The sequence below is a fragment of the Saccharospirillum sp. MSK14-1 genome (assembly GCF_003054965.1).
In the GTDB taxonomy this organism is placed as follows: domain Bacteria; phylum Pseudomonadota; class Gammaproteobacteria; order Pseudomonadales; family Natronospirillaceae; genus Saccharospirillum.
This window is the reverse complement of the sequence record NZ_MIES01000033.1, coordinates 1,563,004-1,588,269: the sequence shown is the minus strand read 5'-3', so window position 1 is coordinate 1,588,269 and position 25,266 is coordinate 1,563,004. Positions and strand designations below refer to the sequence as shown.

General features: G+C 54.1%; 28 protein-coding genes and 4 tRNA genes. 26 read left to right on the top strand and 6 right to left on the bottom strand.

Features of this window, described 5'->3' with window-relative positions; all coding sequences use genetic code 11:
- Positions 1-8 precede the first annotated feature (8 nt).
- The 14 genes from BGP77_RS16560 (at position 9) to nadA (ending at position 10,053) form a co-directional block, all read left to right on the top strand.
- Positions 9-740, top strand: a complete 732-nt coding sequence (locus BGP77_RS16560; RefSeq protein WP_108165808.1) for a YebC/PmpR family DNA-binding transcriptional regulator — start codon at positions 9-11, stop codon at positions 738-740.
- A gap of 19 nt (positions 741-759) precedes the next feature.
- Positions 760-1,284 (top strand): crossover junction endodeoxyribonuclease RuvC, encoded by a 525-nt coding sequence (ruvC, locus tag BGP77_RS16555; protein ID WP_108165807.1) that lies wholly within the window; start codon positions 760-762, stop codon positions 1,282-1,284.
- 29 nt (positions 1,285-1,313) lie between these two features.
- Entirely contained in the window at positions 1,314-1,919 is a 606-nt protein-coding gene (gene ruvA, locus BGP77_RS16550; protein WP_108165806.1) for a Holliday junction branch migration protein RuvA, read from the top strand.
- Positions 1,920-1,947: 28 nt separating this feature from the next.
- Positions 1,948-2,955 carry a Holliday junction branch migration DNA helicase RuvB gene (gene ruvB, locus BGP77_RS16545; RefSeq protein ID WP_108165805.1) on the top strand — a complete coding sequence of 336 codons (1,008 nt, stop codon included), beginning with the start codon at positions 1,948-1,950 and terminating at the stop codon, positions 2,953-2,955.
- A gap of 128 nt (positions 2,956-3,083) precedes the next feature.
- Positions 3,084-3,794 (top strand): protein TolQ, encoded by a 711-nt coding sequence (gene tolQ, locus BGP77_RS16540; protein WP_233252380.1) that lies wholly within the window; start codon positions 3,084-3,086, stop codon positions 3,792-3,794.
- Positions 3,791-4,222, top strand: a complete 432-nt coding sequence (gene tolR, locus BGP77_RS16535) for a protein TolR (RefSeq protein ID WP_108165803.1) — start codon at positions 3,791-3,793, stop codon at positions 4,220-4,222. The genes tolQ and tolR overlap by 4 nt, the downstream gene beginning before the upstream one ends.
- Positions 4,212-5,069, top strand: coding sequence for a cell envelope integrity protein TolA (gene tolA, locus BGP77_RS16530; protein WP_108165802.1), 858 nt, complete (start codon positions 4,212-4,214; stop codon positions 5,067-5,069). Before tolR ends, tolA begins: the two co-directional genes overlap by 11 nt.
- Before the next feature lie 47 nt (positions 5,070-5,116).
- Positions 5,117-6,376, top strand: a complete 1,260-nt coding sequence (gene tolB / locus BGP77_RS16525; protein ID WP_158269413.1) for a Tol-Pal system beta propeller repeat protein TolB — start codon at positions 5,117-5,119, stop codon at positions 6,374-6,376.
- A gap of 87 nt (positions 6,377-6,463) precedes the next feature.
- Positions 6,464-6,988, top strand: coding sequence for a peptidoglycan-associated lipoprotein Pal (pal, locus tag BGP77_RS16520; RefSeq protein WP_108165800.1), 525 nt, complete (start codon positions 6,464-6,466; stop codon positions 6,986-6,988).
- 6 nt (positions 6,989-6,994) lie between these two features.
- Positions 6,995-7,783 (top strand): tol-pal system protein YbgF, encoded by a 789-nt coding sequence (ybgF, locus tag BGP77_RS16515; protein WP_108165799.1) that lies wholly within the window; start codon positions 6,995-6,997, stop codon positions 7,781-7,783.
- 51 nt (positions 7,784-7,834) lie between these two features.
- Positions 7,835-8,509, top strand: coding sequence for a 7-cyano-7-deazaguanine synthase QueC (gene queC, locus BGP77_RS16510; RefSeq protein WP_108165798.1), 675 nt, complete (start codon positions 7,835-7,837; stop codon positions 8,507-8,509).
- Positions 8,510-8,621: 112 nt separating this feature from the next.
- A tRNA-Lys gene (locus BGP77_RS16505) sits at positions 8,622-8,697 on the top strand.
- A gap of 79 nt (positions 8,698-8,776) precedes the next feature.
- Positions 8,777-8,852, top strand: a tRNA-Lys gene (locus tag BGP77_RS16500).
- Between the two features lie 214 nt (positions 8,853-9,066).
- Positions 9,067-10,053: a quinolinate synthase NadA gene (gene nadA, locus BGP77_RS16495; protein ID WP_233252404.1), complete on the top strand. Its 987-nt coding sequence runs from the start codon at positions 9,067-9,069 to the stop codon at positions 10,051-10,053.
- 11 nt (positions 10,054-10,064) lie between these two features.
- Here the strand turns inward: nadA and BGP77_RS16490 are convergent, their stop codons facing one another.
- A complete protein-coding gene (locus BGP77_RS16490) occupies positions 10,065-11,438 on the bottom strand; it encodes a M48 family metallopeptidase (protein WP_158269412.1) in 1,374 nt (457 codons plus the stop codon).
- A gap of 73 nt (positions 11,439-11,511) precedes the next feature.
- Here BGP77_RS16490 and BGP77_RS16485 point away from each other — a divergent pair, with 73 nt between their 5' ends.
- Together BGP77_RS16485 and BGP77_RS16480 are read left to right on the top strand one after the other, a co-directional pair.
- On the top strand, positions 11,512-11,760 hold the full coding sequence (locus BGP77_RS16485) for a sulfurtransferase TusA family protein (protein WP_199224292.1): 249 nt from the start codon (positions 11,512-11,514) through the stop codon (positions 11,758-11,760).
- Positions 11,753-12,874, top strand: a complete 1,122-nt coding sequence (locus tag BGP77_RS16480) for an AI-2E family transporter (RefSeq protein ID WP_370446847.1) — start codon at positions 11,753-11,755, stop codon at positions 12,872-12,874. The genes BGP77_RS16485 and BGP77_RS16480 overlap by 8 nt, the downstream gene beginning before the upstream one ends.
- On the opposite strand, the gene BGP77_RS16475 is transcribed toward BGP77_RS16480, so the two are convergent.
- Positions 12,871-13,356: a peroxiredoxin gene (locus BGP77_RS16475; protein WP_233252379.1), complete on the bottom strand. Its 486-nt coding sequence runs from the start codon at positions 13,354-13,356 to the stop codon at positions 12,871-12,873. The genes BGP77_RS16480 and BGP77_RS16475 overlap by 4 nt on opposite strands.
- A gap of 211 nt (positions 13,357-13,567) precedes the next feature.
- Between BGP77_RS16475 and dapA the strand changes: the two genes are divergently transcribed.
- Genes dapA through BGP77_RS16450 form a run of 5 tightly spaced genes read left to right on the top strand, consistent with a single transcriptional unit; the run spans position 13,568 to position 17,387 of the window.
- Positions 13,568-14,443, top strand: coding sequence for a 4-hydroxy-tetrahydrodipicolinate synthase (gene dapA, locus BGP77_RS16470; protein WP_108165795.1), 876 nt, complete (start codon positions 13,568-13,570; stop codon positions 14,441-14,443).
- Positions 14,436-15,029 (top strand): hypothetical protein, encoded by a 594-nt coding sequence (locus BGP77_RS16465; RefSeq protein WP_158269411.1) that lies wholly within the window; start codon positions 14,436-14,438, stop codon positions 15,027-15,029. Before dapA ends, BGP77_RS16465 begins: the two co-directional genes overlap by 8 nt.
- Before the next feature lies 1 nt (position 15,030).
- Positions 15,031-15,795, top strand: coding sequence for an MBL fold metallo-hydrolase (locus BGP77_RS16460; RefSeq protein WP_108165793.1), 765 nt, complete (start codon positions 15,031-15,033; stop codon positions 15,793-15,795).
- Positions 15,796-15,811: 16 nt separating this feature from the next.
- On the top strand, positions 15,812-16,525 hold the full coding sequence (gene purC, locus BGP77_RS16455; protein ID WP_108165792.1) for a phosphoribosylaminoimidazolesuccinocarboxamide synthase: 714 nt from the start codon (positions 15,812-15,814) through the stop codon (positions 16,523-16,525).
- A 55-nt stretch (positions 16,526-16,580) separates the two neighbouring features.
- Positions 16,581-17,387, top strand: a complete 807-nt coding sequence (locus BGP77_RS16450; protein ID WP_108165791.1) for a hypothetical protein — start codon at positions 16,581-16,583, stop codon at positions 17,385-17,387.
- 175 nt (positions 17,388-17,562) lie between these two features.
- On the opposite strand, the gene BGP77_RS16445 is transcribed toward BGP77_RS16450, so the two are convergent.
- Positions 17,563-18,189 carry a TetR family transcriptional regulator gene (locus tag BGP77_RS16445; protein ID WP_108165790.1) on the bottom strand — a complete coding sequence of 209 codons (627 nt, stop codon included), beginning with the start codon at positions 18,187-18,189 and terminating at the stop codon, positions 17,563-17,565.
- Between the two features lie 119 nt (positions 18,190-18,308).
- Between BGP77_RS16445 and BGP77_RS16440 the strand changes: the two genes are divergently transcribed.
- The gene (locus BGP77_RS16440) at positions 18,309-19,727 is read left to right on the top strand and encodes an NAD(P)H-hydrate dehydratase (protein WP_108165789.1); all 1,419 of its coding nucleotides are present in this window, start codon (positions 18,309-18,311) and stop codon (positions 19,725-19,727) included.
- Here BGP77_RS16440 and BGP77_RS16435 read toward each other — a convergent pair.
- Positions 19,718-21,121, bottom strand: a complete 1,404-nt coding sequence (locus BGP77_RS16435) for a hypothetical protein (RefSeq protein WP_108165788.1) — start codon at positions 21,119-21,121, stop codon at positions 19,718-19,720. The genes BGP77_RS16440 and BGP77_RS16435 overlap by 10 nt on opposite strands.
- Before the next feature lie 152 nt (positions 21,122-21,273).
- On the opposite strand from BGP77_RS16435, the gene BGP77_RS16430 reads away from it, so the two are divergent.
- The 3 genes from BGP77_RS16430 to BGP77_RS16420 all read left to right on the top strand — a co-directional run bounded on the left by BGP77_RS16430 (position 21,274) and on the right by BGP77_RS16420 (position 23,941).
- Positions 21,274-22,728, top strand: coding sequence for a hypothetical protein (locus BGP77_RS16430; RefSeq protein ID WP_108165787.1), 1,455 nt, complete (start codon positions 21,274-21,276; stop codon positions 22,726-22,728).
- 177 nt (positions 22,729-22,905) lie between these two features.
- Positions 22,906-23,217, top strand: coding sequence for an FKBP-type peptidyl-prolyl cis-trans isomerase N-terminal domain-containing protein (locus BGP77_RS16425; RefSeq protein ID WP_108165786.1), 312 nt, complete (start codon positions 22,906-22,908; stop codon positions 23,215-23,217).
- A 1-nt stretch (position 23,218) separates the two neighbouring features.
- The gene (locus BGP77_RS16420) at positions 23,219-23,941 is read left to right on the top strand and encodes an FKBP-type peptidyl-prolyl cis-trans isomerase (RefSeq protein WP_108165785.1); all 723 of its coding nucleotides are present in this window, start codon (positions 23,219-23,221) and stop codon (positions 23,939-23,941) included.
- Positions 23,942-24,084: 143 nt separating this feature from the next.
- On the opposite strand, the gene BGP77_RS16415 is transcribed toward BGP77_RS16420, so the two are convergent.
- Positions 24,085-24,160: transfer RNA gene (locus BGP77_RS16415), tRNA-Asn, on the bottom strand.
- Between the two features lie 11 nt (positions 24,161-24,171).
- Positions 24,172-24,247, bottom strand: a tRNA-Asn gene (locus BGP77_RS16410).
- Between the two features lie 235 nt (positions 24,248-24,482).
- Here BGP77_RS16410 and BGP77_RS16405 point away from each other — a divergent pair.
- Positions 24,483-25,025: an energy transducer TonB gene (locus BGP77_RS16405; protein ID WP_108165784.1), complete on the top strand. Its 543-nt coding sequence runs from the start codon at positions 24,483-24,485 to the stop codon at positions 25,023-25,025.
- Positions 25,026-25,266: the final 241 nt, after the last annotated feature.

Here is a 25,266-nt window from a genome sequence, read left to right as displayed (position 1 = left end):
ACAAAGCTATGGCAGGTCATAGTAAGTGGGCCAACATCAAGCACCGCAAGGCGGCTCAGGACGCCAAGCGTGGCAAGGTCTTCACTAAAATCATCCGTGAGCTGGTAGTTGCTGCGAAAAACGGCGGTCCCAATCCGGAAGACAACCCGACGTTGCGCTCGGTCATGGACAAAGCCCTGACCGCCAACATGAAAAAAGACACCATCGAAAAAGCCATTGCCCGCGGTGCGGGTAATGCCGATGGTGACGACTACGAGGCCATGACCTACGAAGGTTACGGCGCCAGCGGCGTGGCAATTTATGTGCGTTGTTTGTCCGATAACCGCAACCGCACCGTCTCGGAAGTGCGTCATGCCTTCACCAAATGCGGCGGAAATCTGGGTACCGATGGTTCCGTTGCGTATTTGTTCAGCAATGCGGGTCAGCTGTTTATCGAAAGCGGCGACGAAGACGCCATCATGGAAGTGGCGCTGGAAGCCGGTGCTGAAGATGTCATCAGTAACGACGATGGCAGCTTCGAAATCCGGACCAGTCCGGAAGACTTTCTCGATGTTAAGAACGCTCTGGTTGAGGCCGGTTACGAAGTGGAAGGCGAAGTCACCATGATTCCGTCTACTGAGACCGAGCTGGATGTCGAGACCGCCGAGAAAGTACAGCGCTTGATCGATATGCTCGAAGACCTGGATGACGTGCAGAACGTCTACACCAACGCAGCCTTTCCTGAGGAAGCGGAAGCCTAGTGATGGTGGCGGTGCGCCCATGACATTGATACTGGGAATTGACCCGGGCTCGCGTAAAACCGGGTTTGGCATTATCAATGTGGTGGGCAGCCGACAGGATTACGTCACCTCTGGCGTGATTCGCTTGGAATCCTTCGACACGTTCGCAGAAAGACTCGACAACCTGTTCCGCTTTTTGCGTGAAGTCATCGAACAGTATTCCCCGGCCGAAGCGGCCATTGAACAAGTTTTTATGGGTCGTAGCGCTGCCTCAGCATTAAAGCTGGGCCAGGCGCGTGGCGTCGCCATTCTTGCGGCGACGCAATCCGGTCTGGCGGTCAGTGAATACGCTGCTCGTAAGGTTAAGCAGGCCGTGGTCGGTAATGGTGGCGCGGACAAAGTCCAGATCCAGCATATGGTGCAACGCATGCTGAAATTGCCCGGGTTGCCGCAGGAAGATGCCGCCGATGCCTTGGCCATCGCGTTGTGCCACGCTCACACCAGCGCCGGTTTGGTCCGGGTTGCTGGCAGTCGCCATTCGCGGCGCGGTCGCTGGCTCGACTGATCTCCAATAACACGATAAGGAAGCACGCCATGATTGGTCGTCTGCAAGGTACTTTGCTGGAAAATCGGGCACCGGAACTGCTGGTCGATGTAGGTGGCGTGGGATATGACGTTCAGGCACCGTTGTCGACCGCCTTCAAATTGCCTGCTGTCGGTGAAACGGTGGTGCTGCACACGCATTTAGCCATTCGTGAAGATGCGCATGTGTTGTTCGGTTTCGGCACACGTGAAGAGCGCAGCCTGTTCCGCGCACTGATCAAGACCAGTGGTGTTGGGCCCAAGCTCGCACTGGCGATTCTCAGTGGCATGGAACCGGATCACTTTGTGCGCTCGGTGCAGCAGAAAGACCCGAGCATGTTGGTGAAGGTGCCTGGCGTGGGTAAGAAAACGGCAGAGCGCCTGATTGTGGAGATGCATGATCGCATCGCCGACCTCGGTGGTGCCGAGCGATTGCTCGCCATGCCGATGGTGCCTGAAGCCACACCGCGACCCGCCAGTGCTGAAGAAGATGCTGAAAGCGCTTTGATCGCTCTGGGTTACAAACCGCAGCAAGCTGCGCGTGCGATCGCGCAAGTGGCCCAAGCCGGTATGGATTCCGAAACCTTGATCCGCGCTGCGCTCAAGCAGATGATGTAACCCACTTTCTGGCTGAACCGACTGACCGATGATCGAAACCGACCGCTTTATCGCGCCTGAGCCACAAGACATTCGCGAAGAACAGTTTGACCGCGCGATCCGGCCGCTGTCATTGGCTGAGTACATCGGTCAGGCGGTGGTGCGTGAGAAGATGGAAATCTTCATCAGCGCCGCCCGCAAGCGCGAAGAGCCCCTTGATCATACTTTGGTATTCGGGCCGCCCGGCCTGGGTAAAACAACGCTGGCCAATATTATCGCCAATGAGATGGGCGTTAATATTAAGACCACCTCGGGCCCGGTGTTGGAAAAGGCCGGTGATCTGGCTGCGATGCTGACCAATCTGGAATCCGGTGACGTTCTTTTTATTGATGAGATTCATCGCCTGTCGCCGCAGGTAGAGGAAGTACTGTACCCGGCGATGGAAGATTATCAGCTCGACATCATGATCGGCGAAGGGCCGGCGGCACGTTCCATCAAACTCGATTTGCCGCCGTTCACATTAGTGGGGGCCACTACACGAGCGGGTTTGCTGACCTCTCCTTTGCGTGATCGTTTCGGCATCGTCGAGCGACTGGAGTTTTATTCGGTCGCTGAGCTGACCGAGATCGTGCTGCGCTCTGCCAATAAGTTAGGTGTGGAGATAGATCGCGATGGCGCTGGCGAAGTGGCGCATCGCTCGCGCGGCACGCCCCGTATTGCCAATCGTTTGCTGCGACGTGTGCGCGACTATGCCGAAGTGAAACACGAAGGCAGTGTGAATCAGACCATCGCCGATGGCGCGCTGAACTTGCTCAACGTTGATAAGGCGGGTTTCGATCACCTCGACCGTCGGATGCTGATGACGTTAATTGAGAAGTTCGGCGGAGGCCCGGTCGGAGTCGAGAGTTTAGCCGCAGCCTTGAGTGAAGAGCGCGACACCCTTGAAGATGTGGTCGAGCCTTATTTGATTCAGCAGGGCTTTTTGACCCGGACGCCTCGTGGTCGAATGGTCACTGATTTAGCCTATCAGCACTTCGATCTGCCCCAGCCCAAATAAACACTTCAACGTCGATCACGGCCCTGTGCAAAGGGATTGAAAACCGTGATTGGCGAAATCGCGCTGTCTAGTATTTGCCAAAAAACTTCTTTAGTCTGGCCCGCTGAAAGTCTCTGAGGATGACGGTAGTGGGCAGTCAATTATCAATATGGGAATTGGTCAGCGAAGCGACACTGTTAGTGCAGTTTGTCATGCTGACGTTGTTAGTAGCCTCGGTTGCAACCTGGGTGTTTATCTTCGAGCGCCGTAAGGTGCTGACGACCGCCTATCATCGATTTGCCAGTTTTGAAGAACGTTTCTGGTCCGGCATGGACCTGTCTCAGTTGTATCGCCAGATCAACGCTAACCCGGATGCCGACAACGGCGGTGAACATATTTTCCGAGCCGGGTTTAAAGAATTCAGTCGTTTGCGCCAGCAGCAGGTCACTGACGCCGATGCCATCATGGCTGGTTGTCAGCGTGCGATGCGTGTGGCCGTCAGCAAAGAGATGGAAAAGCTTGATCAGCATCTGCCGTTTTTGGCGACCGTCGGTTCAACCAGTCCGTATGTGGGTTTGTTTGGTACCGTCTGGGGCATCATGAATTCCTTCCGCGGTTTGGCGTCGGTCACGCAGGTAACCTTGTCGACCGTCGCACCGGGTATTTCTGAAGCCTTGATTGCAACCGCCATGGGCTTGTTCGCAGCCATTCCGGCGGTGATTGCCTACAACCGGTTCTCTGCTCGCTCAGATAAATTGGTTGCCAATTATGAAACCTTTGCTGAAGAGTTTGCGGCCATCCTGCATCGTCAGGCGCATTTGCTGGCGGGGCAGGGTCGCAAACAGGAAGTCGCTGAATGAGCCTGGTTCGTAAGCGGCGAAAGCCGATGTCCGAGATCAACGTGGTGCCTTATATCGACGTCATGTTGGTCTTATTGATCATCTTTATGGTGACCGCACCGATGATGATGCAGGGCGTTGAAGTTGATGTGCCGCAAGTTGAATCTGGGCCGTTGGAGCGCGATGAGAATCAGGAATATTTGATTGTTGCGGTGGATGCTCAAGGTCAGGTTTTTGTCGAACGTGGTGAAGAGGAACCTGAGCCCGTTGAGCCGAGTGGTGTGGGTCAGTACGTTGCCCGGGTGCTGGGCCAGCAACCGACGTTGCAGGTCTACATCCGGGGTGACACGAGCATCTCGTATGGTCGAGTAATGCAAGTTATGTCGAATCTACAGACCGCAGGTATTGAATCGGTGGGCCTGATTACCGAGGCGCCGAATGAAGAGTGAGTGGCGCTTCAGTCGTCGCCATTTGGCGTTGCCGGCCGTGCAAGCTGTTGGTTTGCATGTGTTGCTGGCGGCGTTGTTTTTGGTTGGCTTCAGCGTGACTCACCCTTCACCGGATCGGTTTGAGTTGCCACCGACCTTGACCGCTAATTTGATGCTGGAACCGCAGCCGCAACCGGTCCGTGAGCAACCGCCAACAGCGCAACCAGCGCCGGAGCCAGCGCCACAACCCAAGCCAGAACCGCGACCACAGCCGCAGCCAGAGCCGTCGCCTCCGGCACCCAAACCGGAGCCTCAGCCCGAACCTGAGCCAGCGCCACAACCACAACCAACGCCAGAGCCCGCGCCTCAGCAACCTAAAGCGCAACCGGAGCCAGAGCCAACGCCACCGGCGGAAACGGCAGCGCCCCAGAATCCCGCGCCGCCGGTGAACAGTGAAGACGCGTTCAGCGATTTATTGGCCGGTTTGGACAGCGAAGACTCTCAGTTGGAGCGTCAGCAGGAAGAGCTGGCGGCTGCGCAGGCGCAACGCGAGCGCGATGCAGAGGTAACGTCGACCTATACTGATCGCATTTATCAGCAGATTACACGAGCTTGGTCGCGGCCCATGGAATTGCAAATAATGGATCTGACTGGGCGGGAAACCGTTGTCCAGGTGTCCTTATTGCCAACCGGTGAATTGCTCTCAGCTGAAATTGTTTCCAGCAGCGGCATCGCTGCGCTGGATCAATCGGCGATCAGAGCGGTTCAGCGCGTGCGTCGCTATCAAGTACCGGACGATATCAACGTGTTTAATCGTAACTTTCGAACCTTTCGTTTTCGTTTTAAACCAGAGGACCTGATGCAGTGAGAGTTCAACGACGTCTGGCCATTCTGGCTGTTGCATGGATGTCTGCCTTGGCCGCAATACTGGTTCAGGCAGAAGATTTAGAAATCGTCGTGACCCGTGGTTACGACGCCCGTACCAAAGTATCCGTTGTGCCGTTTTTCTGGGGGGGATCTGAAGCATTACCCGAGCAAGTTGATGGCATTATTCGAGCGAATTTGGGGCGAACAGGCCGTTTTGATCTGTTGCCTGCCAGGGAGATGCTCAGTCAACCGACCTCTCAGGAAGGTGTGTTTTATCGCGACTGGCGATTGCTGGAGCAGGAATACCTGGTCATCGGTCGAATGGAGCCTGTTGCTGGTGGGCGAATCCGAGTGAGCTTTTCCTTGTTTGATATAGTGCAAGGTCGACGGATGGTGGGTGGCAGTCAGACAGTGGCAGTTTCTCAGTTAAGGGACTTGGGCCACTCAATATCCGATCTTATTCATGAACGTATTACCGGTATTAAAGGTATCTTCTCTACCAAGATTGCTTTTGTAACTCGCCAGCCAACCAGTGTGGGTAATTTCGAATACCGGCTGCAAGTGGCCGATGCGGACGGTCAACGCGCCCGTACTGTTTACCAGTCCGATGAACCTATTATTTCTCCATCTTGGTCTGGTGATGGCCGGCGCATCGCATTTGCCAATAAAGTGGGCGATCGTTGGAAGGTGTTTGTTCAGGAACTGGCATCGGGTCAGTCGGATACCTTGTCCGGCCGGCGCGGTTATACCAGCTCGCCAGCATTTTCACCTGATGGTCGATATTTGGCTTATGTATCCAGTACGGAGGGAAATCCAGAATTATATCTGTACGATTTTTCCAGTGGACGAAGTACCCGATTAACGAGGAATAGTTATATAGATACTGAGCCGAGTTTTTCTCCGGACTCTCAGTCTTTGATCTATACCTCGGAAAGAGGAGGTAGACCACAAATTTATCAAATGGACCTTGCCACTAAGCGTATAGAGCGCTTAACCTTTGAAGGCAGTCAAAACCTGAAAGCCCAATTCAGCAGCGACGGGCAATACCTAGTCTTTATTCACCAAACAGAAGGCAGGTTCCACGTTGCAGCAATGGATCTGGCATCACGTAACGTAAGAGTGCTGACAGAAACCAACCTGGATGAGTCTCCCAGTATTGCGCCTAACGGCACGATGCTGGTTTATGCGACTAAGAGAGGGGGTGAGGGGGTTTTGGCCTGGGTGTCCCTGGATGGGCAGGTCACAAGCCAGATGCCGTCGATATACGGAGACGTAATTGAACCGGCCTGGTCTCCCTACTTGAACTAGGGTCATTTGCAGGGCAATATGCCATTAAGGGCAAATTGGTCTGTAAATAACCAATAAAACGACATATAACCGATGGGATAAAGGAAAATGGCTAAATCCAAACTGATTCAAGCTGCTGCTATTACTTTTGCTGTATTCCTGGCTGGCTGCGCCACGACAGAAGATACAGGTTCTTCCGGCGAAGCCACCAGCACAACGGGTACTGGCACAACAGACGAAGAGCTGACTCTCGATACTGACACCACTGAAGGCGAACAAAGCGTCACCAGCGAGTTCCAAGCTCTGCTGGATCAGACCATCGTTTACTTCGACTTCGACAAGTCTGAAATCCGCACCGAGTTCCGCACTGTGCTGAACGCGCATGCTATGAACCTGGTTGCTAACCCGAACATGAGCATTGTCCTGGAAGGTCATGCTGATGAGCGTGGTACTCGTGAATACAACTTGGCACTGGGTGAGCGTCGCGCGCAAGCCGTTGCTGACTACCTGATGCTGAAAGGTGCCGCTGCCAGCCAGATCGACACCGTTAGCTATGGCGAAGAGCGTCCGGTTGCTCTGGGTAGCACCGAAGCTGACTACGCTGAAAACCGTCGTGTAGAGATTGTTTACTAATCGGCCATGCTGAATAAACAAGCTCTTATCTATAGTGCTGCCCTTTTGGGCAGCACTTTTGTTTTTGTAGGATCGCTTTCTGCTGAACCTGCGATTGTCGAATCTCAACCCGACGGTGCTTCATCAAGTTTGGGTACCTTGGGCGGTCCAGATAGTTCAGCGCGCACAAACCCCAACGGCCCTTCGGCAGCCTTTGTTGAAAACCTGATGTTTCAGGTTCAAGACTTGCAACAGCAGGTGGCTGAGCAACGCGGCCTGATTGAAGAGCTCACCTATCAGCTTGATGTGATGCGCGAAGAGCAGCGTGAACGTTACATTGACCTGGACCAGCGCATACTGGCGCTGCAGCAGAATCCGGGCAATGGTTCTTCGTCTGTCGAGACGGCGCCCGCCGAATCGATCGACTTCGAAGCGGTCAGTGATGAAGATATTCTGGCAGAATACAATGCGGCCCGAGATCACATCAGGGCGCGTGAGTTTCCAGAAGCCATTGCCGCCTTGCAAGCGTTTGCTGATGCCCATCCCGATCATTCTTTGACTCCCAATGCCTGGTATTGGCTTGGAGAAGTGCAGTTGGCCAGTCGTAACGTTGATGAAGCCCGGACGGCGTTTCAAACCGTTATTGATCAGTTTCCAACGAATGCCAAGGTCCCTGACTCGCTCTATAAGTTAGGTATTATTGCTCAGCAGGGCGGTAATTCTGATCAGGCACGTCAACTGTTTCAGCGTGTGATTGTGGACTATCCCGATAGCCAGAGTGCACAGCTGGCGCAGGCGAGACTCAATTCTAATTAAGCAATGGCAGCCTGCCGGCTGCCATTTCATGATCACTCACGAGATACACCCATGACCAAAAAAGCCGTGGTTCTTCTGTCCGGAGGCCTCGATTCGACGACAGTATTGGCTCAGGCCAAAGCGGACGGGTACGAGCTTTATGCGCTCAGCTTCGATTATGGACAGCGGCACGATGCCGAATTGGATGCCGCTAAGCGCATCGCTCAAGCAATGGATGTGGTAGAACACAAAGTCATTCCCATTGATCTGGCAAGTTTGGGTGGATCGGCCTTGACCGACCATAGCCTTGAGGTTCCCACGGAGGAAACAGACGGCATCCCGGTGACCTATGTTCCAGCCCGAAACACGGTTTTTCTGTCCATCGCACTGGGGTGGGCTGAGGTATTGGAAGCACAAAACCTCTTTATCGGTGTTAGCGCTGTCGACTACTCTGGCTACCCAGACTGCCGCCCTGAGTACATCGAAGCATATGAGCGCCTTGCCAATCTGGCGACTCGGATGGGCGTTGAAGGTCGAATGATTACCATCCACACGCCGCTCATCAATCTGAGTAAGGCTCAAACCGTGGCGCTGGGTAGTCGTCTAGGTGTGGACTATGGTTTGACGATTAGTTGTTATCAGGCCAACGAATCCGGTGAGGCATGCGGTCAGTGCGACTCTTGTCGACTGCGCCAAAAAGGCTTTGCAGAGGCAGGTTTGCCGGACCCGACGCGATATCAGGCCTGAAGGCTTCAGGACTGTGTTGGCAAAGCCCTTTTAGATCAAAGGCTTGGCATCAAAAAAAGACAAGCCCGGGGTTGCGTCCGGGATAAAAATACATATTATATGCGCCTCCTTTGGGTCGTTAGCTCAGTTGGTAGAGCAGTTGGCTTTTAACCAATTGGTCGCAGGTTCGAATCCTGCACGACCCACCACCTTTACTCTGTTCACGGTCCTGAGGCGGAGTAGCGAGCAAAACGACTCAGGTTGAAGGATGATCAGGCCAGCTACCAAGGGTCGTTAGCTCAGTTGGTAGAGCAGTTGGCTTTTAACCAATTGGTCGCAGGTTCGAATCCTGCACGACCCACCATATTCCAAAAAAGGAGAGTTTAGCTCTCCTTTTTTTATGCCTATGCAATCCCCTATTGTGCCATCTGCTAACCGTCCCCATCATGAGGGCCATAGGGCTCCGCTATGTTTCGGAGTACAATGACAGGCTGTAAAGAGGCCGTTGAGTAACCATGACCGATTCTGCTGTGTTGTCCGATCTGACCATTAATTTTGATGTTCCCATTGCTGAGCGCATGACCAGTCTTAGCAGTGCGGAAGTCAGTGCATTGAACGAAGAAATTATCGAGTTGATGCGCGCTCAAAAAGCCGTTTTGGTGGCCCATTACTATACCGATCCATTGGTGCAGGCTTTGGCAGAAGCGTCAGGCGGTTTTATTGGTGACTCTCTGGAAATGGCGCGTTTCGGTCGCGATGTGGACGCTCAAACGGTGCTTGTTGCAGGCGTTCGTTTTATGGGCGAAACCACCAAGATCTTAAGTCCGGATAAGCGCGTGTTGATGCCAACACTGGAGGCCACCTGCTCACTCGATCTGGGTTGCCCGCCGGACGAATTTGCAGCTTTCTGTGATCAGCATCCAGATCGCACGGTTGTGGTCTACGCGAATACCTCTGCTGCGGTCAAAGCGCGAGCTGATTGGGTGGTGACTTCCAGTATTGCGTTGGATGTCGTGGATCATCTTGACCGCCAGGGTAAAAAAATTCTGTGGGCGCCAGATCAACATCTGGGGCGGTATATCCAGCGCGAAACCGGTGCTGACATGTTGTTGTGGAACGGTTCCTGTATTGTCCATGAAGAATTTCGGGCGAAAGGCCTGACAGACTTGAAAGCCTTGTATCCCGAAGCGGCGATTCTGGTGCACCCGGAATCGCCAGAGGCGGTTGTCGAGTTAGCGGATGTGGTGGGGTCAACTACTCAACTGTTGAATGCATCAGAGCAACTGCCCAACCAACAGTTTATTGTCGCCACTGATAGAGGCATCTTTTACAAGATGCAGCAACGCTCGCCGAATAAAACCTTTATTGAGGCTCCGACAGCCGGGCAGGGTGGTAATTGCCGTTCCTGTGCGCACTGTCCTTGGATGGCAATGAACGATCTGGAGCGGATCAAGTCCGTGCTACTAAATCCGACCGAAGAGATTCAGGTGGATGCCGACTTAATTGAGCGAGCGCGGCTTCCTTTGGATCGGATGTTGAACTTCTCGTCCCAGCGCGCGGCTTAATCACCGCGCTTTCAACTGGGCAGCAGGTTCCGCTGGCGTTCAAAGTCCGTCAACCGTTGGCGCAGACGTGCCAGCTGACTGGTGTTAGCGGGTTGTTCGATGGCCTGACGTAACAGATTAAACGCAGCCCCTTCTTCCCCGTTGTGCCACAACCAAAGTGCTCTGGCTTCAGTTTCGCGTTCCGGCTGGCATCGTGCAGCCAGTTGCTGTGAGAGCGCTAAAACATCGATGTAAGTTGCATCGATCTTATCGAGGTAGGTGCGTGCTTCGCGGCAAGCGCCATGACCTTGCTGCTGCGCTGTGTTATGAGCCAGCCAGTACCAGCCTGGATCAAAGTCTGGGAATAGCTGGGTCAGTGTTGCCAGTTGTTCCCGGATTTGCGCGCGCTCAAACTGATCTTCTTGATGCAGTATCCAACCCAATATCAAATCAGGGCTTGCTTGATCGATCAATTCATCAGGCAGCGCAGAACTGTCCGGCTGCGATGAAAGCAGGGACTGATAGCGGTTCGGCCAATGTGCGAAATCATCATTCGGTAGCTGAGTGTGCGCTATATGCCAACGCAGCACGTCGTATTGATGATCGGGTGAGTTTTCCATCGTCCCATTATCCATCGACTCCAGTCGCGCAACACGGGATGTGGGCAGCGGATGCGACTGCCAGTAATCAGAGGCCGATGACTGGTAGGTAATTTGATTCTGCATGCGCCGAAATACCTGTGCACCGGCTTGGGCGTTATAACCAATTTCAGCCAGGGTTTTGCTGGATAAGTCATCCGCTTCCGTTTCCATACTGCGACTGAAGGCCAGGCTTTGCTGGATGGCGCTGGCTTGTGCGCCAGTGAAGGTGGCTGCCCCTAGTTCTGAGTTACTGCTCATCAAGGCGATTCCAAGCAACGCGCCGCTGATAGCCAGCCAGCTTTGTTGACGATTAGCATTTTGCAGTCGGCTGAAATGACGCAGTCGAAGGTGTGCAAGTTCATGGCCCATCACCGATATAAACTCGGCTTCGGTTTCAGCCGTACGCCACAGCCCCAGGTTAAAGCCCATCACATTACCGGGCAGGGCAAAAGCATTAAAGCTGCGTTCGTCAATCGTTAAAGTAGAGACTTTGTGCAGAGGAATATTGGATGCTTGCCTTAACCGTTCAGCGCGCTCATTCAGCCAATACTCAACCCAGACATCATTGATGACCTGACCCTGTCGCTGTAATCTGCGCTGCAGATAACCGGCGACCGCCGCTTCTTGGTCACGTGTCCAACCCAGTGATTGGTCACCAAAGCCTTCGGCATTGAGTTGGCTGGGGCCGGTGCTTGTGAAGACCAGTGCCAGCGCGGTGACTAAGGCTGAGCAACGACGTCGTAAGTGGCCTTTGCAAAATCGCACAATGACTCCATTGAGTTGGGTGGTTGCGCCTATCATAAGGGGGCGGACTGCCGCTGACACCAGGAGGGTGTAATTGAGTTGTAAAACCAAAGCGACACACTGTCTGGATGTGCGAGGTTTGCGTTGTCCGTTGCCACTGCTGCGCACCAAGCAGCAGTTGTTAAAGCTTCTGCCGGGTGAGGTACTGGAAGTCTGGGCGACCGATGCAGGGTCCTGGCGCGATATTCCTGCTTATTTAAGCCAAAGTAACCATCGTTTGCTGGATCGGCAAGAGGCCGCAGACGGCGAATTTCATTATTGCATTGAACGGGGAGTTGACTGACTTGAAGCTGTATCGGGTTATACAAGGATTTTTCCAGCGTTATTTCTCCGATGAAGAAGCCGTCATCCTCTTCATTTTCTTAGTGCTTTTTGGGCTGCTTGTCTACGCACTGGGCCAGGCTTTGGCGCCGGTTTTTACGGCGGTTATTCTGGCGTATCTGTTGTCGCCCATTGTCGATCGGCTGAACGATTTACGCGTTCCGCACCTGCTGTCGGTCATTCTGGTTTGTTTATTGTTTTTTGGCGTTTTGTTTGTAGCAACGCTGATCATTGTGCCGTCGCTGGTGCGTCAGGTAACCAGTTTGGTCACCGAGCTTCCCGCCATGCTTCGGCTTTTCCAGGACCAAATTCAAGGGTTGCCGGCACGCTATCCGGAATTGATTTCCAGTGACCTGGCTCAGCAGTGGTTGCGTGGTTTGGATTTGCGCGGCATTGGTCAGCAGTTATCCAGTTGGCTGCCACGTATGCTGACGATCTCGTTGAACACGTTACCTAACGTTGTCGGCGTACTGATTTATTTGATCGTCGTTCCGTTGATGGTGTTTTTCATGCTTAAAGACCGGACGAAGCTGTGGAACAGTGTTAAGTCACGGTTGCTGCCAGCCCGTCGTGGTCTGATGACGCAAATTGCGCTGGAAATGAACCAGCAGATTGCGAATTACTTGCGCGGCAAGGCGATTGAAATTCTTATAGTGGGCCTGGTTTCTTTTGTCACTTTTGAATTGTTCGGGCTCCAGTATTCAGCGCTGTTGGCAACACTGGTCGGTTTGTCCGTTCTTATTCCGTACATCGGTGCCACTGTGGTGACAATACCGGTCTTCTTAATCGGCGCGTTTCAATGGGGTTTCACGAACGAGCTTTATTACGTCATGTTGGCGTATCTGATCATTCAGATGCTCGACGGTAATGTGTTGGTACCGCTGCTGTTTTCAGAAGCCGTTAATTTGAACCCGGTATCGATCATTATTGCAGTGCTGGTCTTTGGTGGGTTGTGGGGCTTCTGGGGTGTCTTTTTCGCCATACCGCTGGCGACCTTCGTTAAGGCCATTTTTAATGCCTGGCCACAACACCCCACCAGCCCCGAGCCGGAGTCCGGCTCTTCTACTGACGGCTAACCGGTTCGGCGCGAATTGTATCCCGCGTTCAGTTCATCCAGTAGTCGATGAACGTGTTCGCGGGCGTCGACATCGCGCCACGCTCGTATTAACTGACCATCTTCGTCAATCAAAAACGTCGATCGAACCAGACTGTGAATCTTCCGACCGAACATTTCCTTTTCACGAAGAACACCGAACATTCGGCACAGTGCTTCGTTGCTATCGGAAATCAGTTCGAAAGGCAGACTTTGGTCGCGTTTGAATTGCTCCTGGCTGCTTAGGTCATCGCGACTGACACCGAAAACCAAAATACCTTGGCTGCGAAAACGCTGATAATTAGCGCCAAAATTTTGGGTCTCGATGGTACAGGCTGGGGTGTGGTTTTTAGGGTAGAAGTAGAGCAACACCTTATAACCGCGTAAGGCGCGCAAATGGACGTTCTTATTGTTTGTCGCGGGAACGACAAAATCGGGCACGATCTGGCCCACTTCAAGCATCATGGCAGTAGCCTCCCTGAATCCCTCCAGAGTTGAATCTCTCAGTATGGTCGATATTTGAGCAAACGCCAGTGGCTCAGCCTTGTGTCAAAGCAAGGCGCCCAGTACCATTGCGCCGGTAATCAGGCTCGCTTGTCGGGCGTCCTTTAGTCGACGATTCAATCGTTTCGAACCACCCATCCGATTCCGGAAACAGCGGGGAGACGCAACATTCATGATCACTGGCAGTATTGTGGCCTTGGTGACACCCATGAACACAGACGGTTCTGTGTCCTGGGAACATCTGGAGCAGCTGATCGAGTTCCATATCGATAATGGTACAGCGGCTATTGGCGCCGTTGGTACAACCGGCGAAGCCTCTACGCTGGACATGAAGGAACACGAGGAAGTGATCCGCTTCACCGTCGATAAATGCGCGGGTCGTATCCCTGTGATTGCGGGAACCGGTGGTAATTCGACGCGAGAAGCCATGCATCTTACTCAGGCTGCGAAAATGGCCGGTGCCGACGCCTGTTTGCTGGTGACCCCCTATTACAACAAGCCGACGCAAGAAGGCTTGTATCAGCACTACCGCACCATCGCTGAAAACGTCGATGTGCCACAGATTCTATACAACGTACCAGGCCGTACTGCCTGTGATATGCAGCCCGAAACGGCACTGCGTCTGGCCGAAGTGCCTAATATCATCGGCATCAAAGAAGCGACCGGTAACCTGGAACGAGCCCGTTTTCTGGTTGAGAACGCACCGAAAGACTTCGCTATTTATAGCGGTGATGACGCGACCGCCATGGAACTTATGTTGTTGGGTGGTCACGGTGATATTTCAGTGACGGCCAATGTTTCACCTAAGGCGATGTCCAGTTTGTGTGCGGCCGCCATTGCCGGTGACCGTGAGCTGGCGACGCGCCTGAATGATTTGCTGATGCCGTTGCACACCAAGCTGTTTGTCGAGTCGAACCCGATTCCGGCTAAGTGGGCTTTGCATACGATGGGTCTGATCCCCGATGGCATTCGTCTGCCACTTACCTGGCTGTCCCAAGGTCATCACGACACGGTTCGTCAGGCACTGATGGAAGCGGGTGTTGTCTAAGGTGTATAAATACATATCGCTCTGTCTGACTGTCTTGGTGGTAGCCGGTTGCGGCAGCCGCACGGTCAATGTCACCTATCAACCGTCCGCTCAACCCCGTCAGGGAGATTGGTTTCCTGTCCCGGCGGAATCTGAGCGGACCGTTACGAACGCTGAGCGCATCTTGGCACGGCCGCCAGTCATATTGGCTGAGGCCGGGCCGATCAATGATTTGAATACGCCGCTGACCGTGACTGAAACCACCGACAGCTTTGGTAACGTCAGTCTGGCCGTTAATCGCGGTGCAAGCCTGACCTGGGAGTTACTGGATAGCAGTGTCACTCGGCTTGGCTGGCCAGTCTCTGACCGCAACCGTTCCGAATATCGTCTGCAGCTGAGAGATTCCGATGTTGCCGCTGCCGAGGGTTTCTTTGCGCGGGTTGGTCGCTTTTTTGACGATGAGGCTCAACCGGTTCATCTGATCCTGGTCCCCCGGATTGGTGAGACCACGATTTCTGCCGAGTTCGAAGATGGCACTGTTTTGCCGCAGGATGAAAATCAGCGGCTGATGGCACAAATACGGGAACAAATGCGTCAGGGAGGCTGAAATGCGTTTCACCTCTTTGGGCAGCGGCAGCAAGGGTAATGCCACCCTGATTGAGTCAGGGGATACCCGGATTTTAGTCGACTGTGGGTTTGGCCTGCGCGATGTTGAATCAAGATTGAAACGTCGGGGTGTCGACCCACAGTCGTTGACCGCGATATTGGTTACGCACGAGCATGGCGATCACCTGAAAGGGGCGCCAATGCTGGCCAATCGTTACCGGCTCCCACTCTACACGACGCCCGGCACGTCCCGATCTTTTAAAACAGCGGTAGCAACCTATCAGCCGATCAATGTCCATCAGTCCTTTCGTTTGGGTGATATCGACATCGAGCCAGTGACGGTACCGCACGACGCGCGTGAGCCGAGTCAGTTTGTCTTTCAGGCGGGCGACTATCGTCTTGGGTTATTGACCGACCTGGGCAGCGTAACGCCCCTGGTGCGTGACCGATACCGTCATTGCCAGGCGCTATTACTCGAATGCAACCACGATCCGCGTATGCTCGCTGAAGGCCCGTATCCGCCCAGCCTGAAGCGGCGAGTGGGTGGCGACTGGGGTCATTTAAGCAATCAACAGGCGGCTGACTTACTCGCCAGTCTGGATTTGAATACCTTGAAACACCTGATGATCTCGCACATCAGTGAACAAAATAATCATCCCGACCTGGCTCGTGCTGCGCTCGATCCGGTGTTGGATGGCGCCGCCGCCGTTGTTCAGACACTCAGTCAGGACGAAGGTTGCGACTGGATTGATTTGGAAACCGTCTAACCACGAGGCTGAACCCATGAACAAGACGGGCGTGCTGTACGCAGGCAAGGCAAAAACTGTCCATACCACTGAAGACCCTGACCTCCTGGTACTGGAGTTCCGCAATGACACCTCGGCTTTTGATGGTGAGAAAGTGGAGCAACTGGAACGCAAAGGTCAGGTTAATAACGAGTTCAACGCCTTTATCATGCAGGCTCTGCAGCAGGCCGGAATTGACACCCATTTTGTCAAAGCGTTGTCGCCGACCGAATCCTTAGTGCGCAATATGCAGATGATTCCTGTGGAATGTGTGGTGCGTAACCGTGCCGCGGGCAGCCTCTGCCGTCGCCTGGGAATCACTGAAGGTGAGGTTCTCGATCCGCCGGTGTTCGAATTCTTCCTAAAAGACGATGCCCGTCATGATCCGATGATCAATGAGTCGCACATCGAAACCTTTGGCTGGGCCACCGCCGCAGAAGTCACCCGAATGAAAGCGTTGACCATGGCCGTTAATAACGTGCTGAAAAAACTCTTCGCCGACGGCAACTTACTGCTGGTTGATTACAAGCTGGAGTTTGGTCGATTTAATGGCGATATTGTCTTGGGCGATGAGTTTTCACCCGATGGTTGCCGCCTGTGGGATGCCCAAAGCCTGGAAAAAATGGATAAAGATCGCTTCCGGCAGGACCTGGGTCACGTTATTGAAAGCTATGAAGAGGTTGGGCGCCGTATTGGTGTGCAATTCAGCTGACAGAAACTACACTTATCGTCTGAGTTCCTAAAGCCGTAGTAAAAGGGGAAGAACTGTGAAAATTTGGATTGCGACCGCTGCCGTCACGCTGGCAGCACCCATGGCCTGGTCGGCGCCGCTGATCGATCTGACTGGTAGTGTTGGGTACAGCTTTAACGGTCTTGACGAAGGCACCTTGGCTAACAATTCGATGGACCTGACGAGCGACAGCGCAAATAGCCCGGCTGGTTTGGATCACGAAGTGGATGCTGGCCTCTATGCTGCTGCTAAAATTGGCCTGCCAGTATTGCCAGATATTGGGTTAAAGTATGAAAGCCTGGTCAGCAACGGCTCTAATACCATTACTGATACGATCAGTTACGGTGGGGAAAGCCAGTCTTACGCTGAAGATGTCGAGTCTGAGCTCGATATGAGTTATCTGGATGTATCATTGACCTACGGTGTACCGTTGCCAATGTCATCAATTGATTTTGGTTTGAACTTCCGAACCTTCATGGGAGGTTTTAAAGCGGAAGGTCAGACTAGCGGTCAAAAATTGGAAGCTAGCTTCAGTGACGGCCCAGTGATAGTTCCGATGTTGTATTTGGCGGGTTCATTCGCACCCCCCATCCCCTCAACTGATTTGACACTCAGTGGCGAGATCAAAACCTTGCCACTTGATACTAATGTTACTGACTGGAACCTGAAAGCTACGTGGTTTGCACCTCTTCCGACCAACGCTTTGGGTAAACTGGGTGTTGAAGGTGGTTACCGCAACTATGGCGTAACCATTAGTGATAATACTGCCGGTGCCGATACAGCTGATTTTGCATCAGAAATCAGCTACTCTGGTTTCTTCCTGGGCGCGACCGTCCAGTTCTAATCAACGGTTAGCGTTGATGGAAAAGCCTCCTTCGGGAGGCTTTTTTGTGTCTGCTGCATCCAAAGGCGATTGGGCGTCGTCAATTGAGGGAGTTCTGGCTGAAACGCCGGATTGCTTGATCAAGAGTTCCCTTCAAGGTTATTTTGCCGCCCCAGCTGAGCTGCGGCGGCTTTTTTTATGAATGGCTTGTTGACCAGATACGCTCGAAACTCCACAAAAGTTCTTCCCCGAATTGGCGTCTGAGCACTGCAAAATCCGGATGATCGGCCTGGTCGGCTAAAGCAGGCGGCCATTGCAGCAATTGCCACAAACCGAGCATGGCCGCGTAGGCGTGCAGCAGCTTGCGGCTGCTCGTACCGGCCGGCAGGTTCAGGTGATTATCCAGTTGGTGGCCGCTGTTGGATAGGCTTTGTGCCAGTTGTCGTTTAAATTCAACCAGCGTTGTCTGATCCAGATTCTGCTGCAAAGTGGCCTGTAACTGAGCCGATAACGGCATAAAGCTAGGCTCTGCATCTATGTAGGCCAGAACGCTGTCGGTGAGGTGTTTGGCGATGGGTGTTGTTGAGCTGGGTTGCTCAATGGTCGCTAATAATTGAACCAAGTGCTCACCCAACAAACCCAGAAAAATCGCTTCTTTGGTGTTGAAGTAAAGATAAACCGTGCCTTTGGCGACCTTCGCTGCTTGTGCGACTTCGGCGGCGGATGGGATTTGATAGTGGTTGTCGACAAAACAGCGCGCGGCGGCGGCTAACAAGGCTTGGCGGCGGGCGGCTTTTTGTTCGGGAGCGCGGGCGCGTTTCATGAATTACTCTGTGTTTGACGAATCAATAGTGTGCCCGAAATGCTGGCGTGTCTCATCTGTCGTGGCATCCTGGGGTTGAGCTGCGCTAGGCTTTGTCGACTGATTTGAAGGGTTGCGCAATGCAAGCGGTACTGACGGTTGCGGCGGTGAAAGCCGCAGAGCAAAGCTGGGCCGACCATCAGGGTGGGGAAACCTGGCCATTGATGCAAAAGGCAGGGCAATCGGTGGCGCGTCATGCGCGTCGTCATTGGCCACTGGCACGTCGCATTCTGGTCGTTTGCGGCCGAGGTAATAATGGCGGTGATGGTTACATTGCTGCCAGTGAATTAATCGCTGCTGGGCTGGATGTGGCTGTGATTGCCCCCGCCGGCCTGCCCGACGCGGATACGGATGCAGGCCGGGCACTGAACGTCTTTCGTCAAGCCAGCGGTTCGCTGGTGGATGATGTTGAATCGAACTGGGATTTAATCATCGATGCAGCCTTGGGAACTGGCCATCATGGGGCGTTGAGAGACCCTTGGCCGCGCCTGTTTGAACGGTTGCGCGCGTTGCAGAGCCCGGTTCTGGCCGTTGATTTGCCTTCTGGGTTGGAGGCAGCCACGGGGCAGGCCGATCAGACAACGCTGGCAGCCCAACGCACGCTCACCTTTATTGCTCATAAAGCCGGACTGCTGACGCATCAGGGGCCGGGGCTCAGTGGCCATGTGACCCTAGAACGACTGGGGGTTTCGAGTTCCGAGGCGGTTTTGGGGTATTTGCTCGATGAACCACCACCCTGGCCAGATCGGTCGGCCGACGCGCATAAAGGTGCCTTTGGTCAGGTCAGCGTTGTGGCCGGCGCACCGGGTTTTGGCGGTGCGGGTTTATTGGCTTCTCGAGCAGCGCTGGCGGCTGGTGCTGGCCGTGTGATTTGGCACTGTGACGAAAACTGTGTCAGCAGTGTACTGGCCGCTCAACCGGAGTTAATGACCGCGCCGATGAATGAGCCTGCTGAGGGGCAGATCGTGCTGGGGCCAGGTTTGGGGTTCGATGGTGAAGCGGATGCACTGTATCGACACTACCTTGGGCATGACTTCGGTGGTGTGCTCGATGCCGATGGCCTGACTTGGTTAGCACAGCACCTTGATTCTTGGTCGCTGCCCAACTGGGTTCTAACACCACACCCCGGCGAGGCGGCTCGTTTGCTGGGGTGCACGAGCGCTGACATTCAGGCGGATCGCTGTAAGGCTGCTTTGGCCTTGGCGGAACGCTATCAGGCGGTGGTGGTGCTCAAAGGCGCGGGCACGCTGGTTGCCTGGAATGATCAACTGCGCTTTGTACATCCCGGATCGGTTGCCATGGCGACGCCTGGGATGGGGGATACTCTGGCTGGATTCATCGCCGCCTTAATGGCGCAAGGTGAGTCACCTTGGCAGGCTGCGCAAACCGGCGCTTGGTGGCACGCCTATATGGGGAAACAATTGGCTCAACGGCGCAGGGTTGTGCTGGCGTCGGATGTGATTGATGCCATTGCACAGGGCGATCGGTTTCAGGGTTGATTGCTCCAGCTCATACCCGCTGATGAGCAATCCTGGGCGAGGCGGCTGCGTTGTGCGGCGAATGATTCACCGCTGACACTCAATGGATTGACGTAATAAAACACCCGTAATTCGATCGGTAATTCCGTGCAAACGCCTAACAATGAGCCTCCGTTTTGCGTGGTTGTGGAGCAACGTGCCGGAGAATGAATGGACTGGCTGGGACCCGAGGTGACCGGGACGCAGGTCCCATAAATACTGCTGCCATCGAGTGATTCTTCGCAAAAGTTGACCGAATTGATGTTCATCTTAAGCGGGTCGGTAGGACAGCTGCCAGCAGCGCCAAACGTCGGGTTGGCGAGAGGATTATTGCTGCCCACCTGTAACACCAAGCCCAATGTATTTCGGTTGTTCGCATCGTCGGTGATGGTGACCACCCAGTTGTGCGGGCCGGGGCGGGTAACGGCGGTGGTCAGATTGCTGCTGCTGAACCGCCGTACATTGCCATCAGGGTCGACCAGCTCCTGCACAAACGTCAGAGTGTTGCCCGGTAGCGTGGCGGTGGAGTACGAATCGGACGCATCCAACCTTATGGTCCGAGGCGCATTGAAGGTGGCGCCGGGACTGACATCCATATCAATGACGATCAGATTGCCACCACTGGGCGACGGGACGGGAAGGGCCATGGCGTCAGTGATGTTGGATGAATTTGCGGTGGGTGCGTCGCTGCTGGTGAACAGGTTGACGTAAGGCAGGCTGTCGACGAGGTCTCCATGGTTATCGGTGACTTCAAGCTCAGCCGCGGTGGTTGTGAAATGCAGGTGATCGTGTAGATCGTCTAACCAGTCCAAGGCCGGATCTGCCTGGTAGGGGGCGTTGAACGGGCTGCGCGGTGGGCTCCAGACAGTATCGAGCCATTCACCCAATTGTTCGGTCGCTTGTTGCTCCACTCCAGGCGTAAAACTGCTGATCAACGATCGGGCACACCCCGGTTGGCTGTTGATGCAGTTATCCAGGGTCTGACCCATGCTGAACTGCGACCAGGCTTCGAGCAGCGCCGTCGTCGTCGGGTTCATATTGACGATGACATTGCTGACATTGGCTGAATGCCGATACAAACTGGTTAATTCGATGAAGTTCCCGTTTTCCTCCGGCACCGCCGCACGAACCAGTTCCGATTGGGTGAGCGGCAGGCTGAGACGGTAATTACCGGCATTATTGGCCCGAGTGCAATCTGAGCCAATGCAGACATTGGCCCATTGGCCTGGACGACCAATCGCTACCGTGCCCGCTAGGTGATAGAGGCGTGCACCATCCCCGGAACCGCTGCCACTCTCATCCTGGCTGCAGGCGCACAAAGCGGCAGCAAGGCAGGCCAGGGCGGCCGGGCGGAGCAGCGGGATCAACGAGACCATGTTTAACCTCAACAACGGTTGTCTTATAGATCGGTCTGTTGGCGCTTAACTTGAGTTTGTGCATCGCACCGGAGGGCCCTTTTCAGCTACACTGTGAACCAGGCCCGGCCCCGGCCGGAATCGGGCTTAGGCTGTTCCCGAAGAGGTCCCTTGTGAACTGGATGATCATACCCGACGCGCCGTTGTGGTCGGCGCTGGTGATATTCGTGCTGGCTTTGGTGCTGCTGTACGCAGCGCGTCAGCCTGTACATCGACTGGTGCAGCGCATTTCCCGCCTGATTACCTCGGTGTTACGTCTTTATGGCCGGTCCCTGGCGGTCTTGGCTGAGCAGATTCGATTACGTAACCGGGAAGTCTTGCTGGAGCTTGGCCGCAGCCGGGAAGAACGTCGTCTGGAGCGCCATTTTCATCAGGTCAAACGTCTGGTTGAGCGTGACCTGGCGCGGTTCCCCGATTTACAGCAGGCCATCAGTCGTCATATTGCCCAGTTGGAAGACGATTACTATCGGACCGCTGAGACCCCACCCCCCGCGCCTGATTGGCTCGACGCCATCGATAAAGTGGTGCATTTGCGGGAAATTCAGGCCGGTAACCCGGTCGTGGCCAAGGTGCTGACCGATCTTGAGTCCAAATTGCATCGTCAGCACGAGCAGTCATTGGAAGATTTTCGCCGTGGCATGCAGCAGCGCCATCGCCTGCTGCACTCGATGATGCCGCATTGGCGCAAGCTGAATCATGAAGTTGAAGACGTGGGGCGTGGTATGCGAGGTCTGCTGAATCAGGCCGCGCACATCGATCAGCATTATCGACAGTATCGCTCATTACGCAGTCATTCGGATCGCATCGAAAAACTGCAGCGAATCTCTGTCATGGGTCAGTTTGTACTCGCCAGCCTGTTGCTGTCCGCCTGGGGTGTGGTTGGCTGGTTGAATGTCCGCCTGATCCGTCCAGCGTTTGAAAGCACCGCTTTGGATGAGCCTCTGTTGGCATCTGTTGGGTTAGCCGATTTATCGGCCTGGGCTGTGGTTTTGGTGATTGCTTTACTGGGGACTTTGTTGCTCGAGTCGTTGCAGATCACCCGCATATTCGCCACCTTCAGTTTTTTAGATGATCGGCGCCGACGTTGGTTGTTGTGGTCGGTCGTGTCGGTGTTGGTGATGTTAGCCGTCAGTCAGTCCGGTCTGATCTTTCTGCATGAACGCATGCAATCGGTACCGGAGCTTTACCATCGGTTAATTGCGTACCCGGTCGTGGTTTATGAAGCGCCTCAAATTGACCAGGGCGTACCCTTGTTGGCGCGCATGTTGTTAGGGCCGGTACTGACCTTCTTGCTCATGTTTGCCATCGTGCCGCTGGAGCGTTGGGTGGAGAATGGTCGCGTATTGTTGGGCGATGTTTTAGTGGCGTGTTTACGCTTGGTGTCTTTGCTGACGCGGTTGATCGCCAGTTTTGTCAGTCAGCTTCTGACCTTATTGTTGGCCGTTTATGACTTGGTCATCAGTCTGCCGCTGTGGCTTGAAAACCTGATTGGGCAGGTGCGTCGTAACCGGGCACAAAACAAATCTGATGCGACAGAACGTTCGCAAATGGGAGTCAATTCGCGGTAAACGCGGTGGAGTTGACGGCTTTCATCAGGTTACACTGGCGCGCGCTTTTCGTTGGCGGCGCCTTTTTTATTGCTAAACGAAAGCTGAACGCGAGGGCTTTTACACCCTCCTCAATACTGGAAGATCAGCAGCAGGCCTAATCATTAGCCGACGGTCTTCCCCGGACAGGATGTTTTTATGTCACTGACAAGCCTGAAGAATCCTCTTTTCGCGGGTGTCATCGCTGTAGCATTGACCGCGCCCGTTCTGGCAGAAGACTTAGACACCGATGAGGCGATGGCCTCCTATGGAATTGGTTATGGCTTTGCCAACGGCCTGGTTCAGCAAACACAGGGTGTTGAGCTGGATGCCGAAGCGCTCGAAGCCGGTTTGCGAGCCGCCATGGCAGGTGAAGAAAGCGAATTGAGCAACGCGCAAATTAATGCCGCGATTGAAGCCTTGCAACAACAGCTGCAAGCGCAGCAGTCGACTCCAGAAGAAGGAAACTAAGATGCAACTGACCGATGTACGCAAACATCTGGTAGCCGGTGTTGCTGTTGCGACACTCACTGGCTCCGTTCTGGCCGCAGACCTGGACACTGACGAAGCCGCCGCTTCCTATGGCATTGGCTTCGGTTTTGCCAGCAATCTGCTGCAGCAGACCCAGGGTCTGGAACTGGACGTTGATGCGCTGGTCGCGGGCGTTCAGGACGCAATGGAAGGCGAAGAAAGTGAGTTGACGGAAGAGCAGATCAACACGGCTGTTCAGGCGCTGCAGCAGAAGCAACAGGCCGCTATGGCTGAGATGCAGGCAGAGCAGCAAGCCGAAGTGGAAGCAACAAAAGCCGAAGGTGCTGAATTCCTGGCTGAAAATGCAGAGAAAGACGGTGTAACCGTGACCGACTCTGGTTTGCAGTACGAAGTGCTGTCTGAAACCGACAGTGGCGTGTCTCCGACGGCTGAAGATACCGTGGAAGTTCACTATCACGGCACTTTGATGGACGGCACCGTTTTTGACAGCTCGGTTGAGCGTGGCGAGCCGGTTGAGTTCCCGCTGGGTAATGTTATTGCCGGTTGGACCGAAGGCGTGCAGTTGATGACCGAAGGCGATAAGTACAAATTCTACATCCCGGCCGAACTGGCTTATGGCGATCGTAGCCCGAGCCGTGCTATCCCAGCCGGTTCCACGCTGATCTTCGAAGTCGAATTGCTCAACGTCGTTAGCGCTGAGTGAGTATTGATGTGCCAGCCCGGTTCGCCGGACTGCTGTATCGGCCGATAATGGCCTGATACCGCATCCATAAAAAAAGGGCGACCCATTGGGTCGCCCTTTTTTTATCGCTGATCGAATGAAGCATCATTCGACCGTCGAAAATCTGGCTCCTCGAGCAGGACTCGAACCTGCGACCAATAGATTAACAGTCTACTGCTCTACCAACTGAGCTATCGAGGAAGATAGCGTTGTGGCTCCTCGAGCAGGACTCGAACCTGCGACCAATAGATTAACAGTCTACTGCTCTACCAACTGAGCTATCGAGGAACAACGAACAACGGCGCGTATTCTAGAGGATGCTTCTTTAGTGTCAAGCGTTAGGCCTTTGTTTTTTTTAGAGTTTTTGGCTATGTGATTTGTCATTGGATCGTGCAAAAGAGCGACTGACCACCGTCATAGTCAGGCGCTCCGAAGAAAACGAGCGTCCCTACTAAAAATGGGCACGAAAACTGCTGAAGGAGGGTGTTGGGCTGCAAAGCGTCAAAAAAATAACGAGGAAACCATGATTACGCTGGAAATGATCGATACCGGTGTCAAAATTGCCGGCGGTGTGCTGATCAGTGCGCTGATATTTTGGCTCTACTTGCGTCGCCATCGCACTCTGGACCAGAAAATTGTCGAGGATGTGCGCAAGCGCCGTGAACTGCTGGAACGGGTAGCAGCCAATGTAGGGCGGGTTCATCACGTCTATCAGCAGTACCTAGGTCTGGCCACCGAGTTCACTCGCTATGGTCAGCAATGGCCGCGTACCCGCCGCGAAGAGATGGCTCGGGTCGGTCAGGAGTTGGTGGACGTTTTCCGTGAGCTGACGGAAGCCGAAAGCACCTTGTTGCTCTTGGGTGAAAAGAAGCTGGAACGCACGCTGCGCATTTACGGCTCTAAGATTGTTAACCTCCGCCGTCAGGTCCATGCTGAGAAACAGCAATTCAGTGGTGACGAAATGCACGTCATCGATGAAGTTAAAAAGGAGATATCACAGTTGCGTGAAAGCTTTTTTGACAACCTCAGCAGCCGCTATATGCCGCCGGCTCGTAAGTCTGCCTGATGGCTAAGAAACCTTGCCGCCGGTGCCAGCAAATACGCTATACCGGCTTTGTGCTGGCGTCCTTAATGCTGATCGGCTACGGATTGATGCGCGCACTCGGCAGTTGAGTGGCGCGCCTGCCTCGCTTTGCGTAGAATGCCCGGCCTCACGCCGCCCGGGACTCTTGACTCAATCGACATTGGGTCGCCGGACTGCTTATTCCGGTTGCGATTAAGAGTCCCGAGCGCTTTGGCAGAGGTTT

What these genes read in the sequence shown, in the direction of transcription:
- BGP77_RS16560 (WP_108165808.1), top strand. Translation starts at nt 9, where the DNA reads ATGGCAGGTCATAGTAAGTGGGCCAACATCAAGCACCGCAAGGCGGCT.
- ruvC (WP_108165807.1), top strand. Translation starts at nt 760, where the DNA reads ATGACATTGATACTGGGAATTGACCCGGGCTCGCGTAAAACCGGGTTT.
- ruvA (WP_108165806.1), top strand. Translation starts at nt 1,314, where the DNA reads ATGATTGGTCGTCTGCAAGGTACTTTGCTGGAAAATCGGGCACCGGAA.
- ruvB (WP_108165805.1), top strand. Translation starts at nt 1,948, where the DNA reads ATGATCGAAACCGACCGCTTTATCGCGCCTGAGCCACAAGACATTCGC.
- tolR (WP_108165803.1), top strand. Translation starts at nt 3,791, where the DNA reads ATGAGCCTGGTTCGTAAGCGGCGAAAGCCGATGTCCGAGATCAACGTG.
- tolA (WP_108165802.1), top strand. Translation starts at nt 4,212, where the DNA reads ATGAAGAGTGAGTGGCGCTTCAGTCGTCGCCATTTGGCGTTGCCGGCC.
- pal (WP_108165800.1), top strand. Translation starts at nt 6,464, where the DNA reads ATGGCTAAATCCAAACTGATTCAAGCTGCTGCTATTACTTTTGCTGTA.
- ybgF (WP_108165799.1), top strand. Translation starts at nt 6,995, where the DNA reads ATGCTGAATAAACAAGCTCTTATCTATAGTGCTGCCCTTTTGGGCAGC.
- queC (WP_108165798.1), top strand. Translation starts at nt 7,835, where the DNA reads ATGACCAAAAAAGCCGTGGTTCTTCTGTCCGGAGGCCTCGATTCGACG.
- nadA (WP_233252404.1), top strand. Translation starts at nt 9,067, where the DNA reads ATGACCAGTCTTAGCAGTGCGGAAGTCAGTGCATTGAACGAAGAAATT.
- BGP77_RS16475 (WP_233252379.1), bottom strand. Translation starts at nt 13,356, where the DNA reads ATGATGCTTGAAGTGGGCCAGATCGTGCCCGATTTTGTCGTTCCCGCG.
- dapA (WP_108165795.1), top strand. Translation starts at nt 13,568, where the DNA reads ATGATCACTGGCAGTATTGTGGCCTTGGTGACACCCATGAACACAGAC.
- BGP77_RS16460 (WP_108165793.1), top strand. Translation starts at nt 15,031, where the DNA reads ATGCGTTTCACCTCTTTGGGCAGCGGCAGCAAGGGTAATGCCACCCTG.
- purC (WP_108165792.1), top strand. Translation starts at nt 15,812, where the DNA reads ATGAACAAGACGGGCGTGCTGTACGCAGGCAAGGCAAAAACTGTCCAT.
- BGP77_RS16445 (WP_108165790.1), bottom strand. Translation starts at nt 18,189, where the DNA reads ATGAAACGCGCCCGCGCTCCCGAACAAAAAGCCGCCCGCCGCCAAGCC.
- BGP77_RS16440 (WP_108165789.1), top strand. Translation starts at nt 18,309, where the DNA reads ATGCAAGCGGTACTGACGGTTGCGGCGGTGAAAGCCGCAGAGCAAAGC.
- BGP77_RS16435 (WP_108165788.1), bottom strand. Translation starts at nt 21,121, where the DNA reads ATGGTCTCGTTGATCCCGCTGCTCCGCCCGGCCGCCCTGGCCTGCCTT.
- BGP77_RS16425 (WP_108165786.1), top strand. Translation starts at nt 22,906, where the DNA reads ATGTCACTGACAAGCCTGAAGAATCCTCTTTTCGCGGGTGTCATCGCT.
- BGP77_RS16420 (WP_108165785.1), top strand. Translation starts at nt 23,219, where the DNA reads ATGCAACTGACCGATGTACGCAAACATCTGGTAGCCGGTGTTGCTGTT.
- BGP77_RS16405 (WP_108165784.1), top strand. Translation starts at nt 24,483, where the DNA reads ATGATTACGCTGGAAATGATCGATACCGGTGTCAAAATTGCCGGCGGT.